Genomic DNA, 19,381 nt, shown 5'->3' with positions numbered 1-19,381 from the left:
TTCAGCTCCCGGTCGGTCGCACGATGGCGGCCGCGGTGCGCAGCAGGATGCAGATGTCCTGCCACAGCGACCAGTTGTCGATGTACGCGTTGTCGAAGCGGGCCCGGTCCTCGATCGAGGTGTCGCCGCGCAGCCCCTGGACCTGAGCGAGGCCGGTGATACCGGTCTGCATCCGGTGGCGGGCCGCGTATCCGGGGTAGGTCTGGCTGAACTGGCCGACGAAATAAGGCCGTTCGGGGCGCGGGCCGACCAGGCTCATGTCGCCGCACAGGACGTTCCACAGCTGGAGCAGCTCGTCCAGCGAGGTCTGGCGAAGGAAGCGGCAGAAGGGGCTCATCTCCCGTTCGCCGGCCACGCTCCAGCGGGTCGCGGCCTCGTTCTCGTCGACCGGGCGGTGGGTGCGGAACTTCAGCAGCGTGAAGGGCCGGCCGTCCTTGCCGATGCGCTCCTGCCGGAAGACGACCCCCGGCCCGTCGGTCAGCCGCAGCACCGTCGCGCACACCAGCAGCAGTGGGCTCAGCAGCAGGAGCAGGGCCCCGGTGACCGCGATGTCCAGCAGCCGCTTGCCGAGACTGCCCCGGCGCCGGGCGCCCAGGTCGAGACGCCGGCAGGAGAACCCGGCGAGCCGTTCGCGGCTCGCGTACGAGGGGGTGTCGGCGTCGACCTCCCACACCGTGCAGCCCGACTCGGCGAGCGCCCGCAGCAGCGGGCCCTGCACGGTACGTACGGCGGGATGGACGCACAGGACGTCCCGGACGCCGTTCTGGATGAGGGCCCGCTGCACCTCCTGACCCGTGGTCAGCACGGGCAGTCCGTCGGCGCCGTCCGGCCGCTCGGCCACGATGCCCACCGGCTGGACCCCGGACCTGGGGTGCCGCAGCACGGCGGTGGCCACCCGCTGCGCGGTCGCGGCGGGACCGATGACGAGCGCGGCGTGCGGGCGGCGCAGCAGTGCCCGGCGGTGCCGCAGGTGCACCACCGCGCGGCCCGCGCAGCCGGCCGCGGCCTGCGCCGCGAACCCGAGGAGCAGCGTGCGGACCGACAGCGCGTGGGCCGGGTGCCACGCCGCGACGAGCGTGCCCAGCGCCAGCCAGGCGACCGCGATCCGGCCGCAGACGGCGGGCAGTTCGTCCAGCACCCCCACGACCGGACGTGGTCGCTGCGGGCGCAGCAATATGGTCGCCGCCACCAGCAGGGCCACCAGCAGCGGCCGGCGTTGTGCGCCGGTCAGTGCGAGCGCTCCCACGAACGTGGCGAGACCGTCGGTGAACAGCAGCGGCAGCGGCGACGCGGGCCGGGCCGGGGGCCGCCGGGTGGGGAACCGGAATCCCGCTCCGCTCTTCCGTCGCGGAATGACCGAGACGGGCGAGTACCCGGGCTGCGCGCCGGGAGAGGGGACGGTGCTTTCCGCAGTCACGAGTGGATGGACTCCCTGCACTCGGTGGGCGCGACGCGCGCCCCGTGGGTGGTCGTGAGCAGTTCGCGGTACACGCCCGCGACCGCCTCGGCCGTGCGCCGCACGTCGTGCGTGGTCAGGACGTGCCGGCGTCCCTGGTGGCCGAGCGACTCGCGCAGCAGCGGGTCGAGCAGCAGTCCGGCGACGGCACCGGCCAGCGCCGCCGGGTTCTCGGCGGGCACCAGACAGCGGGGCGCGAGCGCGGCCGGCAGGCCTTCCCGGGCGCCGTCCACGTCGGTCACCACCACGGGCCGCCCACAGGCCAGCGCCTCCAGGGGGGCCAGTGCCATGCCCTCCCAGCGCGAGGGCAGCACGACCAGGTCGGCGGCCTGGTACCAGGGCACGGCATCGGCGACGGCCCCGGCGAACAGCACCGACTCCGGCGCGCGGGACCGGAGCCGTTCCTCGTCCGGGCCGTCGCCGACCAGGACCAGCCGGGCGCCGGGCACCTTCCGGGCGATGTCCGTCCACGCCGTCAGCAGGACGTCCTGCCCCTTCTGCCGGCACAGCCGCCCCACGCACACCACCAGCGGCGCGGCGGGGTCGAGTCGGGGCAGGAGGGAGGCCCGTACGGTGTCGACGGAGGCCGGGTGGAAGCGCTCGAGATCGATGCCGTTGGGGATGACGCTGACCTGCCCGCCGATCCGGGCGCGCAGGCCGGTGGTGCGCTCCGCCTCGCTCACGCACACCAGCCGGTCCGTCCAACGGGCCGCGAGACGCTCCCACTTGAGCGCCAGGACCGCGGTGGTGCCGCCGACCGCCTCGAAGGACCAGGCGTGCGGCTGGAACACGGTCGGGATCCGTCCGCGCACCGCGAGCCGCCCGGCCAGCCCGGCCTTCGCGCTGTGCGCGTGCACCAGGTCGGGGCGTACCTCGTCGAGCAGGCGTACGAGCCGTCGTACCTCACCGGGGAGCGTGCGCCCCGGCGACCGGGTCGCCGCCCACTGCCGTACGTCCGCTCCCAGGGACCGCAGGTCCCCGGCGAGCCGGCCGGCCGGGCAGGCCACGGTGACGTGCAGGCCGGCCGCGAGCTGGGCTCGCGTCAGATCCGTCACGACCCGGGCGACCCCGCCGTCCACGGGCTGGGTGAGATGCAGGACCCGGGGTCTGGCGTCGGGTTCTGGCTGGTGCATTGCGCGGTTTCCTCGCTCACGGTGGCGCTCGGGACGGGCGGGAACGCGCCTACTGCTTCTTCCGTGTGTCGACGGCGACGAAGAGCGCCCCGGCCCACGCCGCGTCCCGGTGGGAAACGAGCCGGAAGGTCAGCTGGTCACCGCCGCGCCGCAAACCGCCGCTCAGATCGAACACATCGGAGTCGTAGCCGAGGGTGTTGACGTACGCCGGTACACGCGCCGCCGGAGCCTCCCCCGGCTCGCTGATCGTGGAGTTCAACACATCGTCAGATGGGTTGACCGCGTCCGTGAGCGCGGCGGCGGTCCGGCCACCGGTCGAGAACATGAGCGAATCACCCGTTCGGCCGCGGTCGCCGTCGTACGCCACCAGCCCGGCCCGGCCGCCCGCGCCCCGCGGAACGGCGAGCCCGCGCAGCCGGATCTCCTTGCCCGCCGGGGAGCCGAGGGTGTCGAAGCCGTCCCAGAGGGACAGGTCGCGCAGCGGCTCCTTCGGGTTCTCGTACGCCACGACCAGCGTCCAGCCGCCCCACGCTCCGGTCGACGAACGGCCCATGGCCACGTTGATCTGGGCGACGGTGTACAGGCCCTGCCCGCTCGCGCGCACCAGCCTGGTGACGTCCGCGGAGGCCTGGAAGGCGTCGGCGCCCTGGGCCACCCGGTGGCCGACGACCGTGTCCGCGAGCACCGCCTTGTACTCCCCGCCGGGCTCGGCGATCAGCACCCGCCCGTTGTCCTTCGGCGGCTTCTGCTCGCCGACGCGCAGGTTGCCGCCCCAGTACAGCCGCGCGTACGACACCCGCGCGCCCTGCGGGAGTCGGACCGCGGCGCGGGAGGAGTTGTAGGTGTTCGGGTCGCGGTCCACGTCGACGTAGAACATGTTGAAGGCGTTGTTGACGGCCGCCCCGCCCCGGCGCGCCGCGGGGCAGGCGGCCGCCGCCTTGCCGGTGGGCGTGTCGGTGGTGCGGCAGCTGATGGCCGCGTTGGCCGCGCGGACGATTCCGCCGTGCTGTGTCGCGTGGTAGCGCTGTGCGAAGGCGAGTTGCTGTGCCTCCGCGGCGGGCGGCGCGCCGGCCGCCCGGGCGCCGCCGGGTGCCCAGAGGGCGGTGAGCGCGAGAACGCCGACTGTCGCGCGGCGTAGCAGCGGACCCAGGGAATTACGCATGACCGGCGGTGCCCTTTCGTGCGATTTGCTTGCTATAGGCGTGCGTCGGATGGGGCGCAACTCTAGCCGCTGTCCGGATTAATCCGTCGAAACCGGACAAGTGTGTCGGAATGGTGAAGCCGGGCTGCGGTGACATCACCCATTTGGCGGCACAACCCCTGTGGGCCCCGCGCGTTGACTTCAGCGCCGGGCATCCCCGCCCAGGTGTTTGTGTCAAAACCCCAAGGAGCACCTCTCCATGTCGCGTATCGCGAAGGGCCTGGTCCTTACCTCAGTTGCCGCCGCGGCCGTCGCCGGCGCCTCCGGCATCGCCGCCGCCGACAGTGGCGCGAACGCCGTCGCCGCGCACTCCCCGGGCGTGCTGTCGGGCAACGTCGTCCAGGTTCCCGTGCACATCCCGGTCAACGTCTGCGGCAACACGATCAACGTGATCGGCCTGCTGAACCCGGCGTTCGGCAACACCTGCATCAACGACTGACGTCTCCTGCCTTTCGAGGTCACGACACGTCGTTCGCCGAACGGCCGCCCTCCTGCCAGGAGGGCGGCCGTTCGCGTTGCCGCCGGTGCGGTCGGCAGGGGCGCTGCCCCGAATGGGGGGATGTGGCCCCGACACGCTCGACGGACCTTGACAGGCCTCCCCACCTGGGGTGATGCGAAGTGGGCGGGCGGCGGTACGTCACGCAGAGGAATCAATCTGTTGCGGAGAGCGACGGCTCGTTTGCACGGTGGGCACAAGACCCGAAGCAATCGAAAGGATTTCCCATGCGTGGCCTGCCCGTACGGCACATCGCTTCCACCGCGCTTTGCGCCACCCTCGTCCTGGGCATCACCGCCCCCGCCGCCATGGCGGCCGACGGAACCACTGCCCGTGAGCGCAACGCCGCGGCGTCGAAGGCGCCCGTGGCCGGCACCGACGCACTGCTCGCCCAGGCGCAGGGCCTCGGCGAACTCGGCACCGTCCTCACCCCGGTGGCCAAACTGCTCGACACCGTCCTCAAGGCCGACGGCGGTCAGCTGACCGCCGAGCAGGCGACCGAGCTCGGCGACGCCGTCAAGACCGCCGTCGCCAAGATCACGACGGCGACCCCGGCGACTCCGGCGACTCCGGCCGACCCCGAGGCAGAGCTGCCCGCCAAGCCGGCCGACCCGGCTGCCGTGGTCCCGGAGAAGCCCGCGGTGCCGGCGGACCCGGCTGCCGTGGTCCCGGAGAAGCCCGTGGTGCCGGCCGACCCGGCCGTCGTGCTCCCGGCCAAGCCCGCCGACCCGGCTGCCGCGCTGCCGGTCAAGCCCGTGCTCAGCAAGGGCAGTCACGACGCCAAGTCGAAGGCCGCCGCCGACCCGGTGTCCGACGCCGTCGCCGCGCTGGACAAGGCGGTCGCCGCGCTCCTCGCGGCCGCGACGTCCCTCGACGTCAGCCAGGTCGCCCCGGCGGTGACCGGCGTGGTGTCCGGTCTGCTCGACCTGATCAGCGCGACGCTGGCCGGGGCCGGCCTGACCCTGCCCACCCTGCCCGCGGAGGCACCGGCACCGGCTCTGCCGGCGCTGCCCGCCGAGGCGCCGGCCGCGGCCCAGCCGGCGCTGCCCGCCCTGCCGACCACCTGACGGTCGCCCCCCCGATTTCCGCACCCCGGCATTCCGCCGGGGTGCGGAAATTTTCTGCGCACCCGGTTTCCGCATTCGGCGGGGCTCGTTAGGCACGACGTCAGAATTTCCCTGGTGACCCGATGCGCCGATTCGCCGAGTCGCCGAAGAAAGGAATCCGATGAAGTCCCTGAAGGCTGCCGCTGTCGTTGCCGGAACCATGGTCCTCGCCGGTGCCGCCGCGCCCGCGTTCGCGGCCCCCGCCGACCTCACGCCCACCAGCCTCAACGGTGCCGTGGACACCCTCGCCAGGGGGCCCATCAACCTGGAGGACGCGATGCCGGTCCAGCACCAGTCCAACGCGCTCGACACCGAGAACAAGGACTCCGTGCTCAGCACCGTCAAGGGCGCGACGGGTGCCCTCAACTCGCACAAGGGTCTCCTCGGCGGGCTGCCGCTCCAGGGCTGAGACACCTTCCCGAAGGGCCGGACCCGTCACCGACGGGACCGGCCCTCGGTGCTGTTCGAGGCGAGTCGAGCGGCGCGTCCCTCGTTCGTGTGGAGCAAGGGACCGTCGTCCTCCGGTCGAGTGAGAACCCGCCCGAACGCCCCCCGACCCGCCGATAAGGTCGCGCGGTGACCTCAACCCCAAGCGCAACCCGCCACTTCCGCGTGGCCGACCTGGGCACCCTCGTCGTGATGCCGTGGAGCGGCGAGGCCCCCGACGGCACTGACATGCCCTACCTCCTCGCCTACTCCCTCGGTGACACCCAGGAAGGCCCCGAGGGGACGGCCGTCGCCGTCGCGCGCCTGCTCACCGACAACGGCCTGCCCGTCGGCGGGGAGGTCGTGGACGGCACCGAGCGGCCCGGCCTGCCGTTCACCCTGCTCGTCGAGTCGGGCGCGGCGATCCTGAACATGCCGAGCCTGAACGCCCAGTGCCTGCCGCCGCCGGAGTGGCTCGCGGCCGTCGAGCAGCGCGGCTACGCCTACCTGGTCCTCACCACCCGCGCCTGGCCGCAGGCCACACCCGGCCGGGCCGTCACGCCCGGGGAACTGGCCGCGTTCGCGGGCGCCCACGAGACCCTGGCGGCCGGGGCGCACATCATCCTGCCCGCTCGCCGGCTGCGCGGCTGATGCGGCGGCCGCACCCGGCGCCCGCGGGCGGCGGCCGCGCGTACGCCCTGTTGCTCGTCCTCACCGGTGCGGCCGGGCTGCTGGCCGCCTGGGTCATCACCCTCGACAAGTTCAAGCTGCTGGAGGACCCCGGCTTCACGCCCGGGTGCAGCCTGAACCCGGTCGTCTCCTGCGGCAGCGTCATGACGAGCGACCAGGCCTCGGCGTTCGGGTTCCCCAATCCGATGCTGGGCCTGGTCGCCTACGGGATCGTCGTGTGCGTCGGCGTGAGCCTGCTGGCCGGTGCCGCCTTCCCGCGCTGGTACTGGCTGACGTTCACCGGCGGCTGTCTCTTCGGCGTCGGGTTCGTGTCCTGGTTGCAGTTCGAGTCCCTGTACCGGATCAACGCGCTGTGTCTGTGGTGCTGTCTGGCCTGGGTCGCCACGATCCTCATGTTCTGGTACGCCGTCTCGTTCGACGTACGTCACGCGTTCCTGCCGGCCCCGGCCGTAGTGCGCAACTTCCTCGCCGACTTCACCTGGGTGCTGCCGCTCCTGCACATCGGGGTGATCGGCATGCTGATCCTGACCCGATGGTGGGATTTCTGGACGAGCTGACCGTCGTCCCGTCGCGCCGATATGGCGTCAGCACTGTAGGACCTTGGTGCTGTATGGAATTAGCACTATTGCGGCACCCGGGGGAACTGTGAACTGATGCCGATTTACGGCTCGTTACCCGGTACGGACGCAACGCCCCCCGAACCTTTCCGAAAGGGCCCGTACCCGAGATGAAGTCGACCACCCGAGGAACCCTCGCCGCAGTCATCACGTGTGTGGCGGCCGCCGCCGTGACCCCCGCCGCCGCGATCGGCACGGTGCCCGTTCCCGTACCGCTCGACGGCGTCGAGAAGTCCCTCAACTTGGAACTGCCCACGATCGGCGGCGAGATCCCCCTGCCGACGCCGGGTGCGCCCGAGGGGCCGCGTTTCGTCGAGGGCCGGCTCATCCCGGATCGGGTCGTTCCGCAGCTGCCGGTCGCCGCGGGGCTGCCCGGTGTGGGGCTGCGGGCACCGCTGCCGGAGATCCTGGGAAACGACTTCAACCACCTCGGCCTCGAGGCTCCCGCCTCCGACCTGCGCACGCTGAGCCCGGGCCTGAGCCTGGACGCCCCGCTGACCGCGCCCAACCCGGACCGCTTCGGCCTGCCGGACCTCCAGCTGCCCCAGGCGGGAGTGCTCACCCCGATGCTCCAGGCGGTACCCGGCGCGGACCTCGGTGTGGGCAAGGGGCTCTAGCACCCCGGCGGACCACCGCCACGAACCACGAGCCCGGACGCCGTCGTCCGGGCCCGTCGCCGTGTCCGGATCCGCTTCCCCCGGCGGACCGTTCGGCCTCAGGGCGGTGACCAGGAGGGCCACCGGGCGGTTACCCCCGTGGAAACCCGCTGCGGCAACGCGTCACAGAAACCGCTGCAGCAACCCGCTACAGAAACCGCTGCAGCAACCCGCTACAGAAACCCGCTACGGACAACCCGCCCGGATCAGCGAACCGGGCCGGTGCACCGGACGAGGAGCACACCATGGTCGTCAGTGTCGACGGAGTACCCGTGACCGCGGTGCCGGTGGGCCCGGGCAGACCCGGCACGGCGCACGGCGCACGGCGACGGGACCTGCTGCGCGGGCTGCTCGGCGCCGCCGCGGCCCTCGCGATCGTCCCCGTCGTCACCGGCTCCCGGCCCTCGCGTCCGGCGGACGGCGGCCCCACGGACTCCTTCGACGAGACCTACCGGGGCCGGCACATCCACGGCGTCCTCGCCCCGACGGGACACGCGGTCGCGACGGACGTCCGGTGGGACATCACGGTCGACGGTCGACCCCTGCACCTCATGCGCCGCGCCGACGGCACCTGGCTGAGCATGGTCGACCACTACAGCTCGTACGCCACTCCCCTGGAGGCGGTCCGTGCCGCCGTGGACGGACTCGGTCCGGGGGAGCGGCTGCGCGAGGCGGATCCAGCACACCCGGCACACCGACACCCGCACATGGGGGGACACCGTGGCCTACACGCGTAAGGACGTCAGCACACTCACCAGCGCCGAACGGCGGCGCTTCGTGAGGGCGCTCCTGGAGCTCAAACGAAGGGGCGAGTACGACGAGTTCGTCCGCATGCACATCGACTACTACGTCTCCGACGGAGACGGCGGACTGAGGACGGCGCATATGGCGCCCTCCTTCCTGCCCTGGCACCGCAGGTTCCTGCTGGACCTCGAGGAGGCGCTGCGCCGGGTCGACTCCTCGGTGACGGTGCCCTATTGGGACTGGACGCGCGACCGCACCGCGACCGCCGCGCCCTGGACCAAGGACCTCCTCGGCGGCAACGGACGGCGCTCCGACCACCAGGTGACGACCGGGCCGTTCGCCTACGCCACCGGCGACTGGACCATCAAGGAGAACGTGACCGACGGGGAGTTCCTCACCCGGGACCTCGGCCGCTCGGCCGCCCCGATCGACCTGCCCACCCGGAGCGACCTGGACCTGGCGCTGCAGGACCCCGTCTACGACACCGAGCCCTGGGACTCGACGGTCACCCGGGGCTTCCGCAACAAGCTGGAGGGGTGGGGCACCGGTTCGGGCAGCGCCGCCTGGCGCAACCACAACCGGGTGCACCGGTGGGTCGGCGGGGTCATGCTCGGCGGCGCCTCGGTCAACGACCCCGCCTTCTGGCTGCACCACGCCTTCGTCGACCTGGTGTGGACCCGCTGGCAGAGCAGGCACCGCGAACATCGCTACCTGCCCGCCGAGCCGCCGGGGCCGACCAGTCGCCAGTACCGCCGGGTCGTCGCCCGGCAGGAGAAGCTGCCCCCGTGGGACGTGACCCCGGACCAGTTGGAGGACGCGTCCCGGATCTACCGGTACGCGTGAACGGGTCCCGGTGAACCGGTCGCGGTGAGCCCGTGGCGGTGAACCGCTCGCGGACAAGGGGAGAGCCCCGGCGCTCGAGGTGCCGGGGCTCTCCTGGTGGTACGTACGCGGGGTACGACCGGGGTGTACGTACGGGACGTACGGACGAAGCTCAGCCGCCGTAGCCGCCGCCGTGCTTGTCCTTGTGCTTGTTGCCGTGCTTGTCGTGGTGCTTGTCGCCACCCTTGTCGTGGTCGCTGACGTTGGCGCAGGTGTTGCCGAAGGCCGGGTTCAGCAGGCCGATGATGCTGATGCTGTTGCCGCACACGTTGACCGGGATGTTGACCGGAACCTGGACGACGTTGCCCGACAGGACACCCGGCGAACCCACGGCCGCGCCCTGCGCACCCGCGTCCGCCATGGCCAGGCCGGCTCCGCTGACCACCACGGCGCTGGTGCCGAGGGCAACAGCGGCCACCTTCGCGATGCGAGACATCACGTTCTCCTTAGGGAATCGGTTCGTGCGGTGGCAGGGGGCGCCGCCGCACTCCCCGTTCAACGCCGACACCGTGAGCGGGTCACGGTGCGTTCGGACGGATCACCCTTTTTGAACAGGACGGCCGTACAGCCGGGTGGCTAGTGCGACTGGAGGTGCGTCGCGACGAAGTCGCTCAGGGTGGCGATGGACTGGAGGCTGTCCAGGCTCAGGTCGAGCGCGGCCACGTCGACGCCGTACCGCTTGTCGATGGTGCCCAGCAGGGTCACACCGGCCAGCGAGGTGAGACCGATCTCCGGGCCGAACAGGTCGGTGTCGGCGGGAAGTTCCGCGACCACCGCCTCGTCCAGCCGGGCCGCCTCGGCGATCAGTGAACGGAGTTCGCGTTCCACCGCGGCCCGCTCTTGGATGTCCGTCACGCTTCGGCGTCCTCTCGGTCGGATACGTGCAGCCACGCGGGTGACCCGGGCAGCTCGCCCTGAAGTGTCCTGCCCAGCACCGCCGAATCCGCGGCGGTGGCAGCGCCGGTGACGGTGGCGGTGTCATCCGTACGGCGCAGGCCCGCCTGGCGGAGCAGGATGCGCATCTCCAGGTTGGCGTCCGTCGGGCGCAGGGTCACCCGGAACTCCTCCGCGCCGGCCTCGCGGGCCCGCTCCATCAGCCGGAACAGGAAGGCGGCCGCCGCGCCCCGGCCGGCCACCCGGCAGGAGAGCGCGAGCAGCGGGACCGACCAGGTGGCGGGCGTGGCGCGGTCGGTGCGGTCGGTGCGGTCGGTGTGGTGCGTGCGGTCGACGAGGGCGGCGCCGATGATGCCGTACGCGCCGAAACGGTCCGTCATGCGGGCGGTGTACAGCTCGTGTCCGTCCGAGGAGGCCAGCTCGCGCAGGCGGTCGGGGGTGAGCCCGGAGGAGTTCAGCCGGTGGGTGCGGGCGGCGAGCTCCAGCGCGCGCGGGATCTCGTCGGCCGTGGCCGCGCCGACGGTGAGGCGCATGTCGCACCAGCGCAGGAACTCCTCGCGCGAGCCCTCGAAACGTTCGCCCTCGGCCCTGCGGGTCTCCTCCGTGCGGTAGCGGTGCACGCGTTCGCGGGACTCGGCCGTGACCTCCCGGCCCTCGAACGCGGCCAGCAGCGCGGGCACGTCCTCGGGCGCGAGGGTGCGCACCCCCGGCAGGAGGGCGCCGACCTCGGCACGCTCGTACGGGGAGTCGTCGACCAGGACGAGGGCGTCCACCGCGATGCCGAGGTCCTTCGCGATCCTGCGCAGCGACTCGCTCTTGTCCTGCCAGGACACCTGCGGGGCCAGGAAGCGCGCCCGCACCTCCGGTACGGCGTCCAGCCGGTCGAGCACCGACGGCGCGCTGCGGCTCGCGATGCTGCTGAGCACACCGCGGGCCGCCAGGGCGTCGATCGCGGCGAGCGCCGCGGGGCGGGGCGTGGGCAGCTCGTCGGTGGCCGACTCGACGGCGATCTCGTCCCACAGGGTGCCGTCGAGGTCCCATACGACGCACTTGACGCCGTCGGGATCGAAGCCGTCCGTGACGCTCATCGGGCGGCGTCCCCCTCCGGGAGGAACAGCTTCATCGACAGGCTGGTGGGGTCGAAGCCGAACTTGCGGTACACCGTGCGCATCGGGACGTTGCCCACGTGCACCCGGCCGACGACCTCGGTGATGCCGTTGGCCAGGCAGAACTCCAGACCGGCGGTGAGCAGGAGTTCGGCGACGTCGCTGCGGTTGTCCACCGGGGACACCGCCAGGGAGCGGAAGTTGGCGTAGCGGTCGCCGGTCATCGCGTTCTGGTTGATGCTCACCCAGCACCAGCCGACGGGCTCCTCGCCCGGACCGTCGGCGACGATCATGCCCTCCTTCGACTTCTCCATGGCGCGGCCGAGGCGGGTCGCCCACCGCGCGGGGTCGTCGATGGCGTCCTCGCCGAAGGAGACACGGGCGATCTCGGCCTCGAACCGTCCGATGGCCGGCAGATCGCGCTCGTCGGCCCGGCGGGTGACGTACGGCCGCGCCCGCCCGGCGAGGGCGGCACGGTCCTCGTCGGTCGGCGGACGCCAGCCGATCGTGCGTCCGACGGGAGCGGCCGGGGCCGGGGCGGGCGCCGGGGCGGGGGTGGGGGTGAGGCTGGGGCTGGGGGCTGCGGGGGGTTGTCCGGCCGGGGTCGCCGGGTCCTCCGCGGGGACCAGGCGGCCGGGGCGGAAGGGGCCCTTGCCGCAGTTCGGGCAACCCTCGTCGCGCAGGGCGGCCACCGAGGTCCAGCGGGCGCCGGGTCCGACGCGCAGCCGGGTCTCACAGGCCACGCAGGTGTACTCGCGCTGCCGGGTCCGCTTGTCGCCGGTGTAGAGGGGACCGCTGAACTCGCCCTCGTGGGTGGGGGCCGTCGAGGTGGTCGTGAGCAGGTGCTGGAAGAAGCCGACACCGCCGAGGATGCCGCTGCCCTCGTACTCGTTGAAGTTGCGGATGAAACCGTTGGTGACCAGGCCGAGCCCCATGATCTCCCGCTGCACCTCCAGCATCTCGTCCGGGCTCTTGCCGCCGAAGGAGAAGAAGACGCTGTGCGCGGGGCCGGGCCGCAGCCCCTCCACGGCACGGGAGAGGAAGAGGCGGGCGCCCTCGGCGGTGTAGGGCGGGTCGGTCATGGCCACGTCGTGCTGCCCGTGGAGCTCGGCGGGCAGCGGCAGACGCAGGTCGTGCTGGACGGTCTCGACGCGGGTGCCGAGGCCGGCCGACACCTTCTGGATGTAGTCGAGGATCTCGGGGGAGATGTCCACGACCGTCACCCGCTCGACGATCGGAGTGCCGAGCACGTCGCCCACCACGGCGACGGCGAGGGACACCAGGTCGTCGTCGCCGATCAGCAGCAGGGAGCCGCCGGGCAGCGCGCCTGCCGTGAGCAGCGCGAGCACCCGGCGCACCTTCGTCTCGGCCGTGCAGTGCGACTGGTCGATCGCCATGTCGGCGGCGGGACCCGTCTCCATGAGGGCGCGCAGCCGCCGTACGGCCTGGTCCAGGACGTCGGGGATCACCAGCTCGCGCCCGTCACAGGTGGTGCAGGTGGCGTCGAGGGACAGGTCCATGCCGAGCTGGGCGACGAGGTCCAGCCCCGCCTCGGTCAGCCGCGACGGACGCTGTGTGGTGATGTATCCCCGGCGGCGCAGCTCGTTCCCCAGCGCGGCCACGATCGGGACGGGCAGGCCGGTCGCGCGGCTGAGGTCCTTCGTGGAGGCGGGCGCCAGCCGGCGCAGCGCGCGCAGGACGGACCGCACCCCGGGCGGGCCCTCCTGGAGCCGGACGGCTTCCGCGACCTCCGTGAGCACGGAATCCGCGGTGGCACGCCGGCGGTGTCGAGGCGCGTCTTTCACAAGGCAACTCCGGGCAAGCTGATTGGTGGATTCCGGGCCTATCGAGTATACGGGCAGATGCGCGGACCCTCGGCCCCGCTCGGACGGTAGGGAATGGACCGGAAATAGACCGCGAATAGACCGCGAATAGACCGCGAATCGACTGGGAATAGACCGGGAACCGACGCGCAATTCGATCGACCGAAGGGTAATCCCGTGAAGTCCCGCAGGAGATTCGACCAATGTCCCGCCCATCGCTCTCCCCACCGCTCTCCCTGCCGCTCACCATGCTGCTCTCCCTGCTGCGCCGATCGCTTTTCGCCTGCCGTTTCATCCACCGTTCCAATTGATGCCCGGTTCGGTGTTCTCGTGATGTTCACGGGAAGGCGAAGGGAAGGAATCCAGGAAGGTATGCGGCGGGTTTTCGGTCGAATCCCTAGGACCCGCTCCGCTCCCCTTGACACGATGCGCGCGCGAGCCCCGGAGCGCCCCGGATGCTACGCTGGGCACCATCGAGTGCCGCTTACCGGCCTCGCAACCTTCCCCTTTGGCCGCGCGGACCAGCGCAGATCTATGTGAAAGGAGACGGGGGCAGCGGTTCGTCACCCCCGGTTCCCCATGACCAACTCCGCCAACCTCGCCACCGAGGGTATAAACGTCGACGATCTGTGCTCTTATGCCGTCGATGTATGGGTGAGCGACCACAGCATCCTGACCGACGAGGAGCGCCTCCTCCAGGTGCTGCGCACGGCCGCCGAAAAGGGAAACGCCACCGTGCTCGGTGAGGCGTCGCACGTTTTCCCGAACGGTGCCGTCACCGCGATTCTCCTGCTTTCGGCGTCGCACCTGAGCATTCACACCTGGCCCGAATTCAGCCTGGCCAATGTCGACCTGCTCGCCTATGGCCGACTGAACGGCGAGCGGATGATGCAGAGCGTGGAGCTCGGCCTTTCGCCCACGCGGATCAACGTGACGCGCATGCTGCGCGCGGTGCACTGACCCGCACCGTTCACAACCACCCCGACAGCGACTCGACGAAAGCGTCGAACCGGTCCCGGTGGATCGCGTGCGGTGCGTCGGGCACCGTACGCACCTCGAAACCGCGCCGCACCAGTTCCGCCCGCATCTCCGCGCTGACCAGCATGCTCGGGTCCGAGGTCTGGACGAGAGAGGGCACCTGAGCCTTCTCCGGCGTGTGGTCGATGTGCCGGTGCGAGGAGAGCGCGAGAGCCGTCTTCTCGTCCCAGCGGTCGAGGGCCTGCCGCTCGGCCGCGGCCCGCTTCTCGAGCCGCTCGTCCGGTTCTCCGTCGCGCGAGGGTCGGGAGAGCGCGGCGAGAGCGCGGGAAGAGCGCTTGAAGAGGGTGAAGAGGGCCGGGTCCAGGGATCCGTGGGCCCCGGCGAGTTGCCAGGCCGGTTCCGAGTAGACGGCGCGAGCCGGTTGCAGCTCCGGCACCGCGAGGGCCAGGGCCAGCGCGCCCAGTGAATGGCCCAGCGCCACCTCCGGGGCGTGCGGCAGCGTCTCGAGGAGATCCTCGGCGAAGAACCGGGGCTCGTACCGCCCGCGAGCACTGTCGCCGTGCCCGCGCAGGTCCACGGCGAGGACGCGATAGCCCCGTCCGGTCAGGACCGGGACCAGCTCGTGCCACGTGCGGTGGTCGGACATGATGCCGTGGACGAGGACGGCGACACGCTCGCCCGTTCCCCACTCCTGTGTGTGCAGTCGCATGCGGCTGCCCCTCGTGTGGTGTGGTGTGAGCAGAGTCTAGGGCGCGGGCTGATCATCGAACCAGGACGAGGCACTGTGACAGGACACCCGGTGCAGGTGTGGTGGGCCCGTCTGGAGGACGCCCGATCGGGTCTACGAGAACTGCTCGATCCCGTGGAACAGGCCCGGTACGAGTCGACCGTCGATCCCGCGGGCAGGGGACGGTTCCTGGTCGGCTGCGCCCTCAGCCGCCTGGTCCTCGGCGAACTGCTCGGCCTGCCCCCGGCGGACGTCCCCCTGCGCCGCGTGTGTCCACGCTGCGGCGGACCGCACGGCAAGGTCCACCTGGCACTGCCACCGCACGGCCCTTCGGGAGCGGCTCTGCCGCCGGACGGTTCTTCGGGCACCCGGCCGGTCTACGGCTTCTCCGTCACTCACAGCGGCGCGCTCGTCGGTGTCGCCGTCCGCCGGGGCAGGGAGGTGGGCCTCGACGTCGAGGAGTCCCACGGCGACCTGGACGTCGACTCCGCTGCCCGTGTCGCCCTGTCCGACCCCGAACTCGCCGCGCTGTACGCCCGCCCGGCAGCCGAACGGCCGCCCGCCTTCCTGCGCACCTGGACACGCAAGGAAGCCGTGCTCAAAGCGCTGGGCGTGGGTCTGAGCGTGCCGCTGCGCGAGCTCGAGCTGTCCCCGCCCGACAAACCGCCGACCATCCTGACCTGGCCCGGCCGACTCACCCCCCGCCCCCGAGTGAGCATGACGGACCTGATCGTCGACGGCACACACCCCGCAGCACTGGCGGTGACGGGGACGGGGGCGGGAGCCGGGGTGGGGGGGCGGGTGGAGGAGGCCGGCGGGGTGCGGGTCACCCTGCACGACGGCTCGGAGCTGCTGGCCGCGTACACCCGCTGACCGCTCGCCCGCTCGCGATGCTTAGGCTTCCTCCGGTGCCTTCGGCGTCCTTCGGCGTCCTTCGGCGTGGCCGAGAATCGGCCAGACTTCTCACGCGGAACCGCAGCGCGGAAAAAGCCAGCAAAAAAGCCCTCCCAGAGGGAGGGCGGAGACTTGCGCCCCCGGCGGGGCAGGACTCGAACCTGCGGCCAGGCGCTTAGAAGGCGCTTGAGCTGACCACCGGATGGGCGGGCCTGACCTGGCCCTTTCCGGGCACCGGCTCCGGACGTTCGGCGACTTCGACACGCATTCGACCGACGAGGATACGAACGCGCTTCGGCTACGTCCACGCATCCCGGGCGCACTTGGATGTCAGCGGAACAGCTGTGGCACTGGGCAGGCCTCCAATGGTTCCTCCGGCCGGTCGGCCCAGCTCCACCAGACATGCCGACCGGCACATCTCCACAGCGACCGGCAGACCCGTCGGCCGTCGTCCTCCCGCCTGGACAGTAGGAGGCCACCGGACTTCATGGGCTGGCCGCAATCAGGGCAGGGCGGGGTGTCGTTGGTCATGCGGCGCACACTAGTGCTGGTGACCGCATGGGTTCACCGGGTTGAGGTGGAGTCGCGCCCCGACGCACCCGTGCCTGGAAGGATCTCCCGCATGTTCGAAGAGAAGCGGGACGCGCTGGCACAGATGATGGCCGAGCATATGGCCGCGCCGTTCCCTCCTGGCTTCCGCGGCCTGGACATCGAAGGCCGGGACATGGTGCTGCTCGATGCGGACTCCTACGCCTACGCGGCCATTGTCCTCGAAGGCCCGCTCGATGAGCAGCGTCGCGCTGGCTTGAGCAGGCTCACAGCGGCGTTCGAAAAGGTTCTTCCCGCGATCGGCGACGAGTACGGGGCCAAGTACTACACACACGTGCGCGACATGGCCGTGCTGGCGGCCGAAATCGAGACCTTGCGCGACAAGTAGACCTCCGACCGCCACGACCACCAGCCGGCGAACCTACGCGCTCACAGCGCTACCGGTTGATCGGGATCTCGTAGACGATCTCGCAGTGAGCGGCGGGCACCACGATGTCCGCCGTCTCCACGGGCCGCCCTTCGTCGCTGTAGTACGTCCGCCGAATGTGCGTGACGAGGGCGACCTTCTGGATGCCCAGGAGTGACGCCTCCTCAGCGGTCGCATGCCTCGGCTCCGGCTGCTCCACGGCGTGGCCGACAGTGATGCCGATGGCGGCCATGCGGTTCACGACCCCCGCCCCGGCGTGCGGCCCTCCTTCGGGGAGGATGACGAGGGTGCCAGCCGTGAGGTCGTACGGCTGGCTCCCAACTCGTTGAGGCTCAGATCGCAACCGGTCGCATCAAGCCTGGCGAACGCCTGCCGTCCGAAGTCGGACTGGCCGGCCAATACAAAGTCAGCACGGCGACCCTGCGGAGCGCTCTCGCGGTGCTTCAGGGGGAAGGCCTCGTCGAGAAGATCCACGGCAAGGGGAACTTCGTCCGCCACCGCCTCCGCAAGATCATGTACATCGGCGGCTGGGGGACGCTGGACCCTTGGACAGCCGCAGAAGCGGCTCTGCGCGTCACGGACCGCGCCACCGCGGTCGAGGCGCATGGGCATCTGGCAGCCCTGATGCGAGTGCCGAACGGCAGCCCCCTGACCGAGTTCCTCAGCATCAGCTACCAGGGAGAGTCCCCGCACAGCCTGGCCCGCATTTACGTCCCGCGCGACCTGGAGCCCACCGAAGCGCTCAGTGACGGCCCCTCATACGTGCGGACAGAAGAAAGCTTTGCTGTGCTGAGCCCTCTGTCGGCGGAGGTCCGGGAGACGGTTTCCGTCCGCTCCCCGACACCAGATGAGGCGTCCACCCTCTGGATCAACCCCACCACTGCGGTGCTTGCGATCACCCGAGTTGCCGCCGACGCTGCCGGCCACGTAGTCGAGGCCGCGCTTCTGGTGTTCCCGGGTGACCGCGTCGACGCGGTTTTCACCACCCACCACGTGATCGACGAGAGGCAGACGCAAGGATGACGGCGCAGAACAAGCTACGACTCCTCTCGTGGTCGGGACCGGATGACAAGCCCTGCTACCTGTGCACGGTGGACGGGGACGGCTACATGTCCCGCCTGGCCGACAACATCGAATCGGAGCAACTCGAGACAGCAACCGACCTGCTGATGCAGGCCGCGGAAACCCTCGGTGACGAGCACGCTGGCCTGGAGGACATGCAACTCCTGGCGAAGGAACTGACCGGAGCTCTAAGAGACGTGCTCCGAGTAGCCACCAGCCGCGGTCACCTCCTGGAGGTGAGCGAACCTCAAAGCCTCTGAGGAGGACGATTGGCAAGGCAGGGAGGATAGCGGGGCAGCCTCCCGCTCAACCCGCGCTGGGAGAGGGACTTAGACGAGGATCCAGTTCCTCTTTCTGTTTCATAGCAGAAGAACGTCTGACTTGACCGCTCGATATCCCTGCTCCGACCGGCGAGCCTTGAGAGGTCGGGGCTAGGGTCGTCTAATCCGTGGCGTTCCACGAATAGACTGCGTGACGTGAGACGGCTGCGGCTACGATCCGTCTGCCCGCAGACCCATTTTCCTGTGCAGCTTCGCAGGCGGATTATCCTTCGCCCGACACGCCAGATCTTCGAAGCAGGCCATGTGCTGGGTTCCGCGAATCTCACGCTCGCGGTAAATAAAGGGTTTGAGGACGGTCCAGACCTTCACAATTGTAATTCCAAATGTTCCGATCACTATCCTCCAGTCGAGAGCTCGGTAGGCGACCAACTTCCCCAGGTCATCATAGAATATGGCAACCTTGTCGATTTGGGACTGCAGAGGCTCCGGTATTCCAGATAGTCCCGCCTCTGCTCCGTGTTCGCTGCCGAGGCTGGCCAGGATGTACTTCTGCGTCCGGATGAAATCTGGCTCCCGCCACTCCCGGAACGAGTTAAAGATCACAGGTATGAGGTTCGCGCCGTGTGCAGCCGACGCTTGCCTGTGGGCGAGGTAAGCGGAAATAGCCAACGCTATAAGAGAGATTACTAGCGATACAAGGTTTATTGCGAGAGACGGGTCCATTCTTCCTCGCATTTCTGACCGCAATTTGTGGGACAGTAGCGCAAGTTAAATTTTGGCGTGCGACCCATGAGGCGAGAGTGAATAGGACTCTCAAGTGGGACATATTGGAGAGAATTTGAGACGCTACTGCCGTAGCGCCGTGACATAACGCCTCTGCCAGGCGAGGTCTGCTCAAGTCACCGAAGTAAACCTCCATGAAGGTCACGACGGTCCGGCGGGCGTACTCGCCGGACCTCCTATGAGGGTCAGCTTTGGGTGTCGGTACGACCCGCTGCGCGTAAATCGGTTGATCATCCATGGCTCGTGTCAGTCACTGGCACGGCACATGATTGCGGTTACAGACGCAAGGGCATACCAGACTCAAGGAGTGAGGGGACGTCTGGGGGGCGCATGCTGGCTTCAAACTATGCCGGAATATCATACGAAGCTTGGAGCCTCCTCTTTGGGTGCATCCAAACTGCCGCGGTTTTTACGGCGCTTGTCTTCGGTATTTCTCAACTGAGAATAGTG

The 19,381-nt window shown here is 70.3% G+C and carries 21 protein-coding genes and 2 pseudogenes; 13 read left to right on the top strand and 10 right to left on the bottom strand.

What is annotated here, in order from left to right; genetic code table 11:
• Position 1 precedes the first annotated feature (1 nt).
• From ABT070_RS04220 to ABT070_RS04210, 3 genes are read right to left on the bottom strand one after another with little or no spacing between them, the layout of a single operon-like run.
• Positions 2-1,417, bottom strand: coding sequence for an exopolysaccharide biosynthesis polyprenyl glycosylphosphotransferase (locus ABT070_RS04220; RefSeq protein WP_351754303.1), 1,416 nt, complete (start codon positions 1,415-1,417; stop codon positions 2-4).
• Complete coding sequence (locus tag ABT070_RS04215; protein ID WP_351754301.1) at positions 1,414-2,589, bottom strand: glycosyltransferase; 1,176 nt, start codon at positions 2,587-2,589, stop codon at positions 1,414-1,416. The genes ABT070_RS04220 and ABT070_RS04215 overlap by 4 nt, the downstream gene beginning before the upstream one ends.
• Positions 2,590-2,638: 49 nt before the next feature.
• Positions 2,639-3,751, bottom strand: coding sequence for a DUF3344 domain-containing protein (locus tag ABT070_RS04210; protein WP_351754298.1), 1,113 nt, complete (start codon positions 3,749-3,751; stop codon positions 2,639-2,641).
• A 238-nt stretch (positions 3,752-3,989) separates the two neighbouring features.
• Between ABT070_RS04210 and chpG the strand changes: the two genes are divergently transcribed.
• The 8 genes from chpG to ABT070_RS04170 all read left to right on the top strand — a co-directional run bounded on the left by chpG (position 3,990) and on the right by ABT070_RS04170 (position 9,368).
• Positions 3,990-4,229: a chaplin ChpG gene (gene chpG, locus ABT070_RS04205; RefSeq protein ID WP_351754295.1), complete on the top strand. Its 240-nt coding sequence runs from the start codon at positions 3,990-3,992 to the stop codon at positions 4,227-4,229.
• Positions 4,230-4,513: 284 nt separating this feature from the next.
• Positions 4,514-5,353: a hypothetical protein gene (locus ABT070_RS04200; RefSeq protein WP_351754293.1), complete on the top strand. Its 840-nt coding sequence runs from the start codon at positions 4,514-4,516 to the stop codon at positions 5,351-5,353.
• 160 nt (positions 5,354-5,513) lie between these two features.
• On the top strand, positions 5,514-5,801 hold the full coding sequence (locus ABT070_RS04195; RefSeq protein WP_351754291.1) for a hypothetical protein: 288 nt from the start codon (positions 5,514-5,516) through the stop codon (positions 5,799-5,801).
• A gap of 167 nt (positions 5,802-5,968) precedes the next feature.
• Positions 5,969-6,469, top strand: a complete 501-nt coding sequence (locus ABT070_RS04190; RefSeq protein WP_351754289.1) for a DUF5949 family protein — start codon at positions 5,969-5,971, stop codon at positions 6,467-6,469.
• On the top strand, positions 6,469-7,065 hold the full coding sequence (locus tag ABT070_RS04185) for a vitamin K epoxide reductase family protein (protein WP_351754288.1): 597 nt from the start codon (positions 6,469-6,471) through the stop codon (positions 7,063-7,065). Before ABT070_RS04190 ends, ABT070_RS04185 begins: the two co-directional genes overlap by 1 nt.
• 170 nt (positions 7,066-7,235) lie before the next feature.
• Complete coding sequence (locus ABT070_RS04180) at positions 7,236-7,742, top strand: hypothetical protein (RefSeq protein WP_351754286.1); 507 nt, start codon at positions 7,236-7,238, stop codon at positions 7,740-7,742.
• 284 nt (positions 7,743-8,026) lie between these two features.
• Positions 8,027-8,518 (top strand): tyrosinase family oxidase copper chaperone, encoded by a 492-nt coding sequence (locus ABT070_RS04175; protein WP_351754283.1) that lies wholly within the window; start codon positions 8,027-8,029, stop codon positions 8,516-8,518.
• Positions 8,502-9,368: a tyrosinase family protein gene (locus tag ABT070_RS04170; protein ID WP_351754280.1), complete on the top strand. Its 867-nt coding sequence runs from the start codon at positions 8,502-8,504 to the stop codon at positions 9,366-9,368. The genes ABT070_RS04175 and ABT070_RS04170 overlap by 17 nt, the downstream gene beginning before the upstream one ends.
• Before the next feature lie 151 nt (positions 9,369-9,519).
• Here ABT070_RS04170 and ABT070_RS04165 read toward each other — a convergent pair whose 3' ends face one another.
• The 4 genes from ABT070_RS04165 to ABT070_RS04150 form a co-directional block, all read right to left on the bottom strand.
• A complete protein-coding gene (locus ABT070_RS04165; RefSeq protein ID WP_351754278.1) occupies positions 9,520-9,843 on the bottom strand; it encodes a chaplin in 324 nt (107 codons plus the stop codon).
• A 140-nt stretch (positions 9,844-9,983) separates the two neighbouring features.
• The gene (locus tag ABT070_RS04160) at positions 9,984-10,262 is read right to left on the bottom strand and encodes an acyl carrier protein (RefSeq protein ID WP_351754275.1); all 279 of its coding nucleotides are present in this window, start codon (positions 10,260-10,262) and stop codon (positions 9,984-9,986) included.
• Positions 10,259-11,389, bottom strand: coding sequence for an HAD-IIIC family phosphatase (locus ABT070_RS04155; protein WP_351754272.1), 1,131 nt, complete (start codon positions 11,387-11,389; stop codon positions 10,259-10,261). Before ABT070_RS04155 ends, ABT070_RS04160 begins: the two co-directional genes overlap by 4 nt.
• Complete coding sequence (locus tag ABT070_RS04150) at positions 11,386-13,167, bottom strand: GNAT family N-acetyltransferase (protein WP_351754269.1); 1,782 nt, start codon at positions 13,165-13,167, stop codon at positions 11,386-11,388. The genes ABT070_RS04155 and ABT070_RS04150 overlap by 4 nt, the downstream gene beginning before the upstream one ends.
• 642 nt (positions 13,168-13,809) lie before the next feature.
• Between ABT070_RS04150 and ABT070_RS04145 the strand changes: the two genes are divergently transcribed.
• On the top strand, positions 13,810-14,190 hold the full coding sequence (locus ABT070_RS04145) for an S-adenosylmethionine decarboxylase family protein (protein WP_079662176.1): 381 nt from the start codon (positions 13,810-13,812) through the stop codon (positions 14,188-14,190).
• A gap of 10 nt (positions 14,191-14,200) precedes the next feature.
• Here ABT070_RS04145 and ABT070_RS04140 read toward each other — a convergent pair whose 3' ends face one another.
• The gene (locus tag ABT070_RS04140; protein WP_351754265.1) at positions 14,201-14,917 is read right to left on the bottom strand and encodes an alpha/beta fold hydrolase; all 717 of its coding nucleotides are present in this window, start codon (positions 14,915-14,917) and stop codon (positions 14,201-14,203) included.
• A 75-nt stretch (positions 14,918-14,992) separates the two neighbouring features.
• Here ABT070_RS04140 and ABT070_RS04135 point away from each other — a divergent pair, with 75 nt between their 5' ends.
• Positions 14,993-15,808 (top strand): 4'-phosphopantetheinyl transferase family protein, encoded by an 816-nt coding sequence (locus ABT070_RS04135; protein WP_351754263.1) that lies wholly within the window; start codon positions 14,993-14,995, stop codon positions 15,806-15,808.
• 643 nt (positions 15,809-16,451) lie between these two features.
• On the top strand, positions 16,452-16,766 hold the full coding sequence (locus ABT070_RS04130; RefSeq protein ID WP_351754260.1) for a hypothetical protein: 315 nt from the start codon (positions 16,452-16,454) through the stop codon (positions 16,764-16,766).
• Between the two features lie 49 nt (positions 16,767-16,815).
• Here the strand turns inward: ABT070_RS04130 and ABT070_RS04125 are convergent.
• A pseudogene (locus ABT070_RS04125) lies at positions 16,816-17,118 on the bottom strand (UTRA domain-containing protein); the annotation flags it as partial.
• Positions 17,119-17,129: 11 nt separating this feature from the next.
• On the opposite strand from ABT070_RS04125, the pseudogene ABT070_RS04120 reads away from it, so the two are divergent.
• Both ABT070_RS04120 and ABT070_RS04115 read left to right on the top strand, forming a co-directional pair.
• Positions 17,130-17,828: pseudogene (locus ABT070_RS04120) on the top strand (GntR family transcriptional regulator); the annotation flags it as partial.
• Entirely contained in the window at positions 17,825-18,127 is a 303-nt protein-coding gene (locus ABT070_RS04115; RefSeq protein ID WP_351754258.1) for a hypothetical protein, read from the top strand. The pseudogene ABT070_RS04120 and the gene ABT070_RS04115, both read left to right, overlap by 4 nt.
• Positions 18,128-18,358: 231 nt before the next feature.
• Here ABT070_RS04115 and ABT070_RS04110 read toward each other — a convergent pair whose 3' ends face one another.
• Positions 18,359-18,871 (bottom strand): DUF4760 domain-containing protein, encoded by a 513-nt coding sequence (locus ABT070_RS04110; protein ID WP_351754256.1) that lies wholly within the window; start codon positions 18,869-18,871, stop codon positions 18,359-18,361.
• Between the last annotated feature and the right edge of the window lie 510 nt (positions 18,872-19,381).

This window comes from Streptomyces sp. NPDC002884, from assembly GCF_040295245.1.
In the GTDB taxonomy this organism is placed as follows: domain Bacteria; phylum Actinomycetota; class Actinomycetes; order Streptomycetales; family Streptomycetaceae; genus Streptomyces.
The sequence above is the reverse complement of the archived record's forward strand: the minus strand, read 5'-3'. Positions and strand labels throughout refer to the sequence as shown.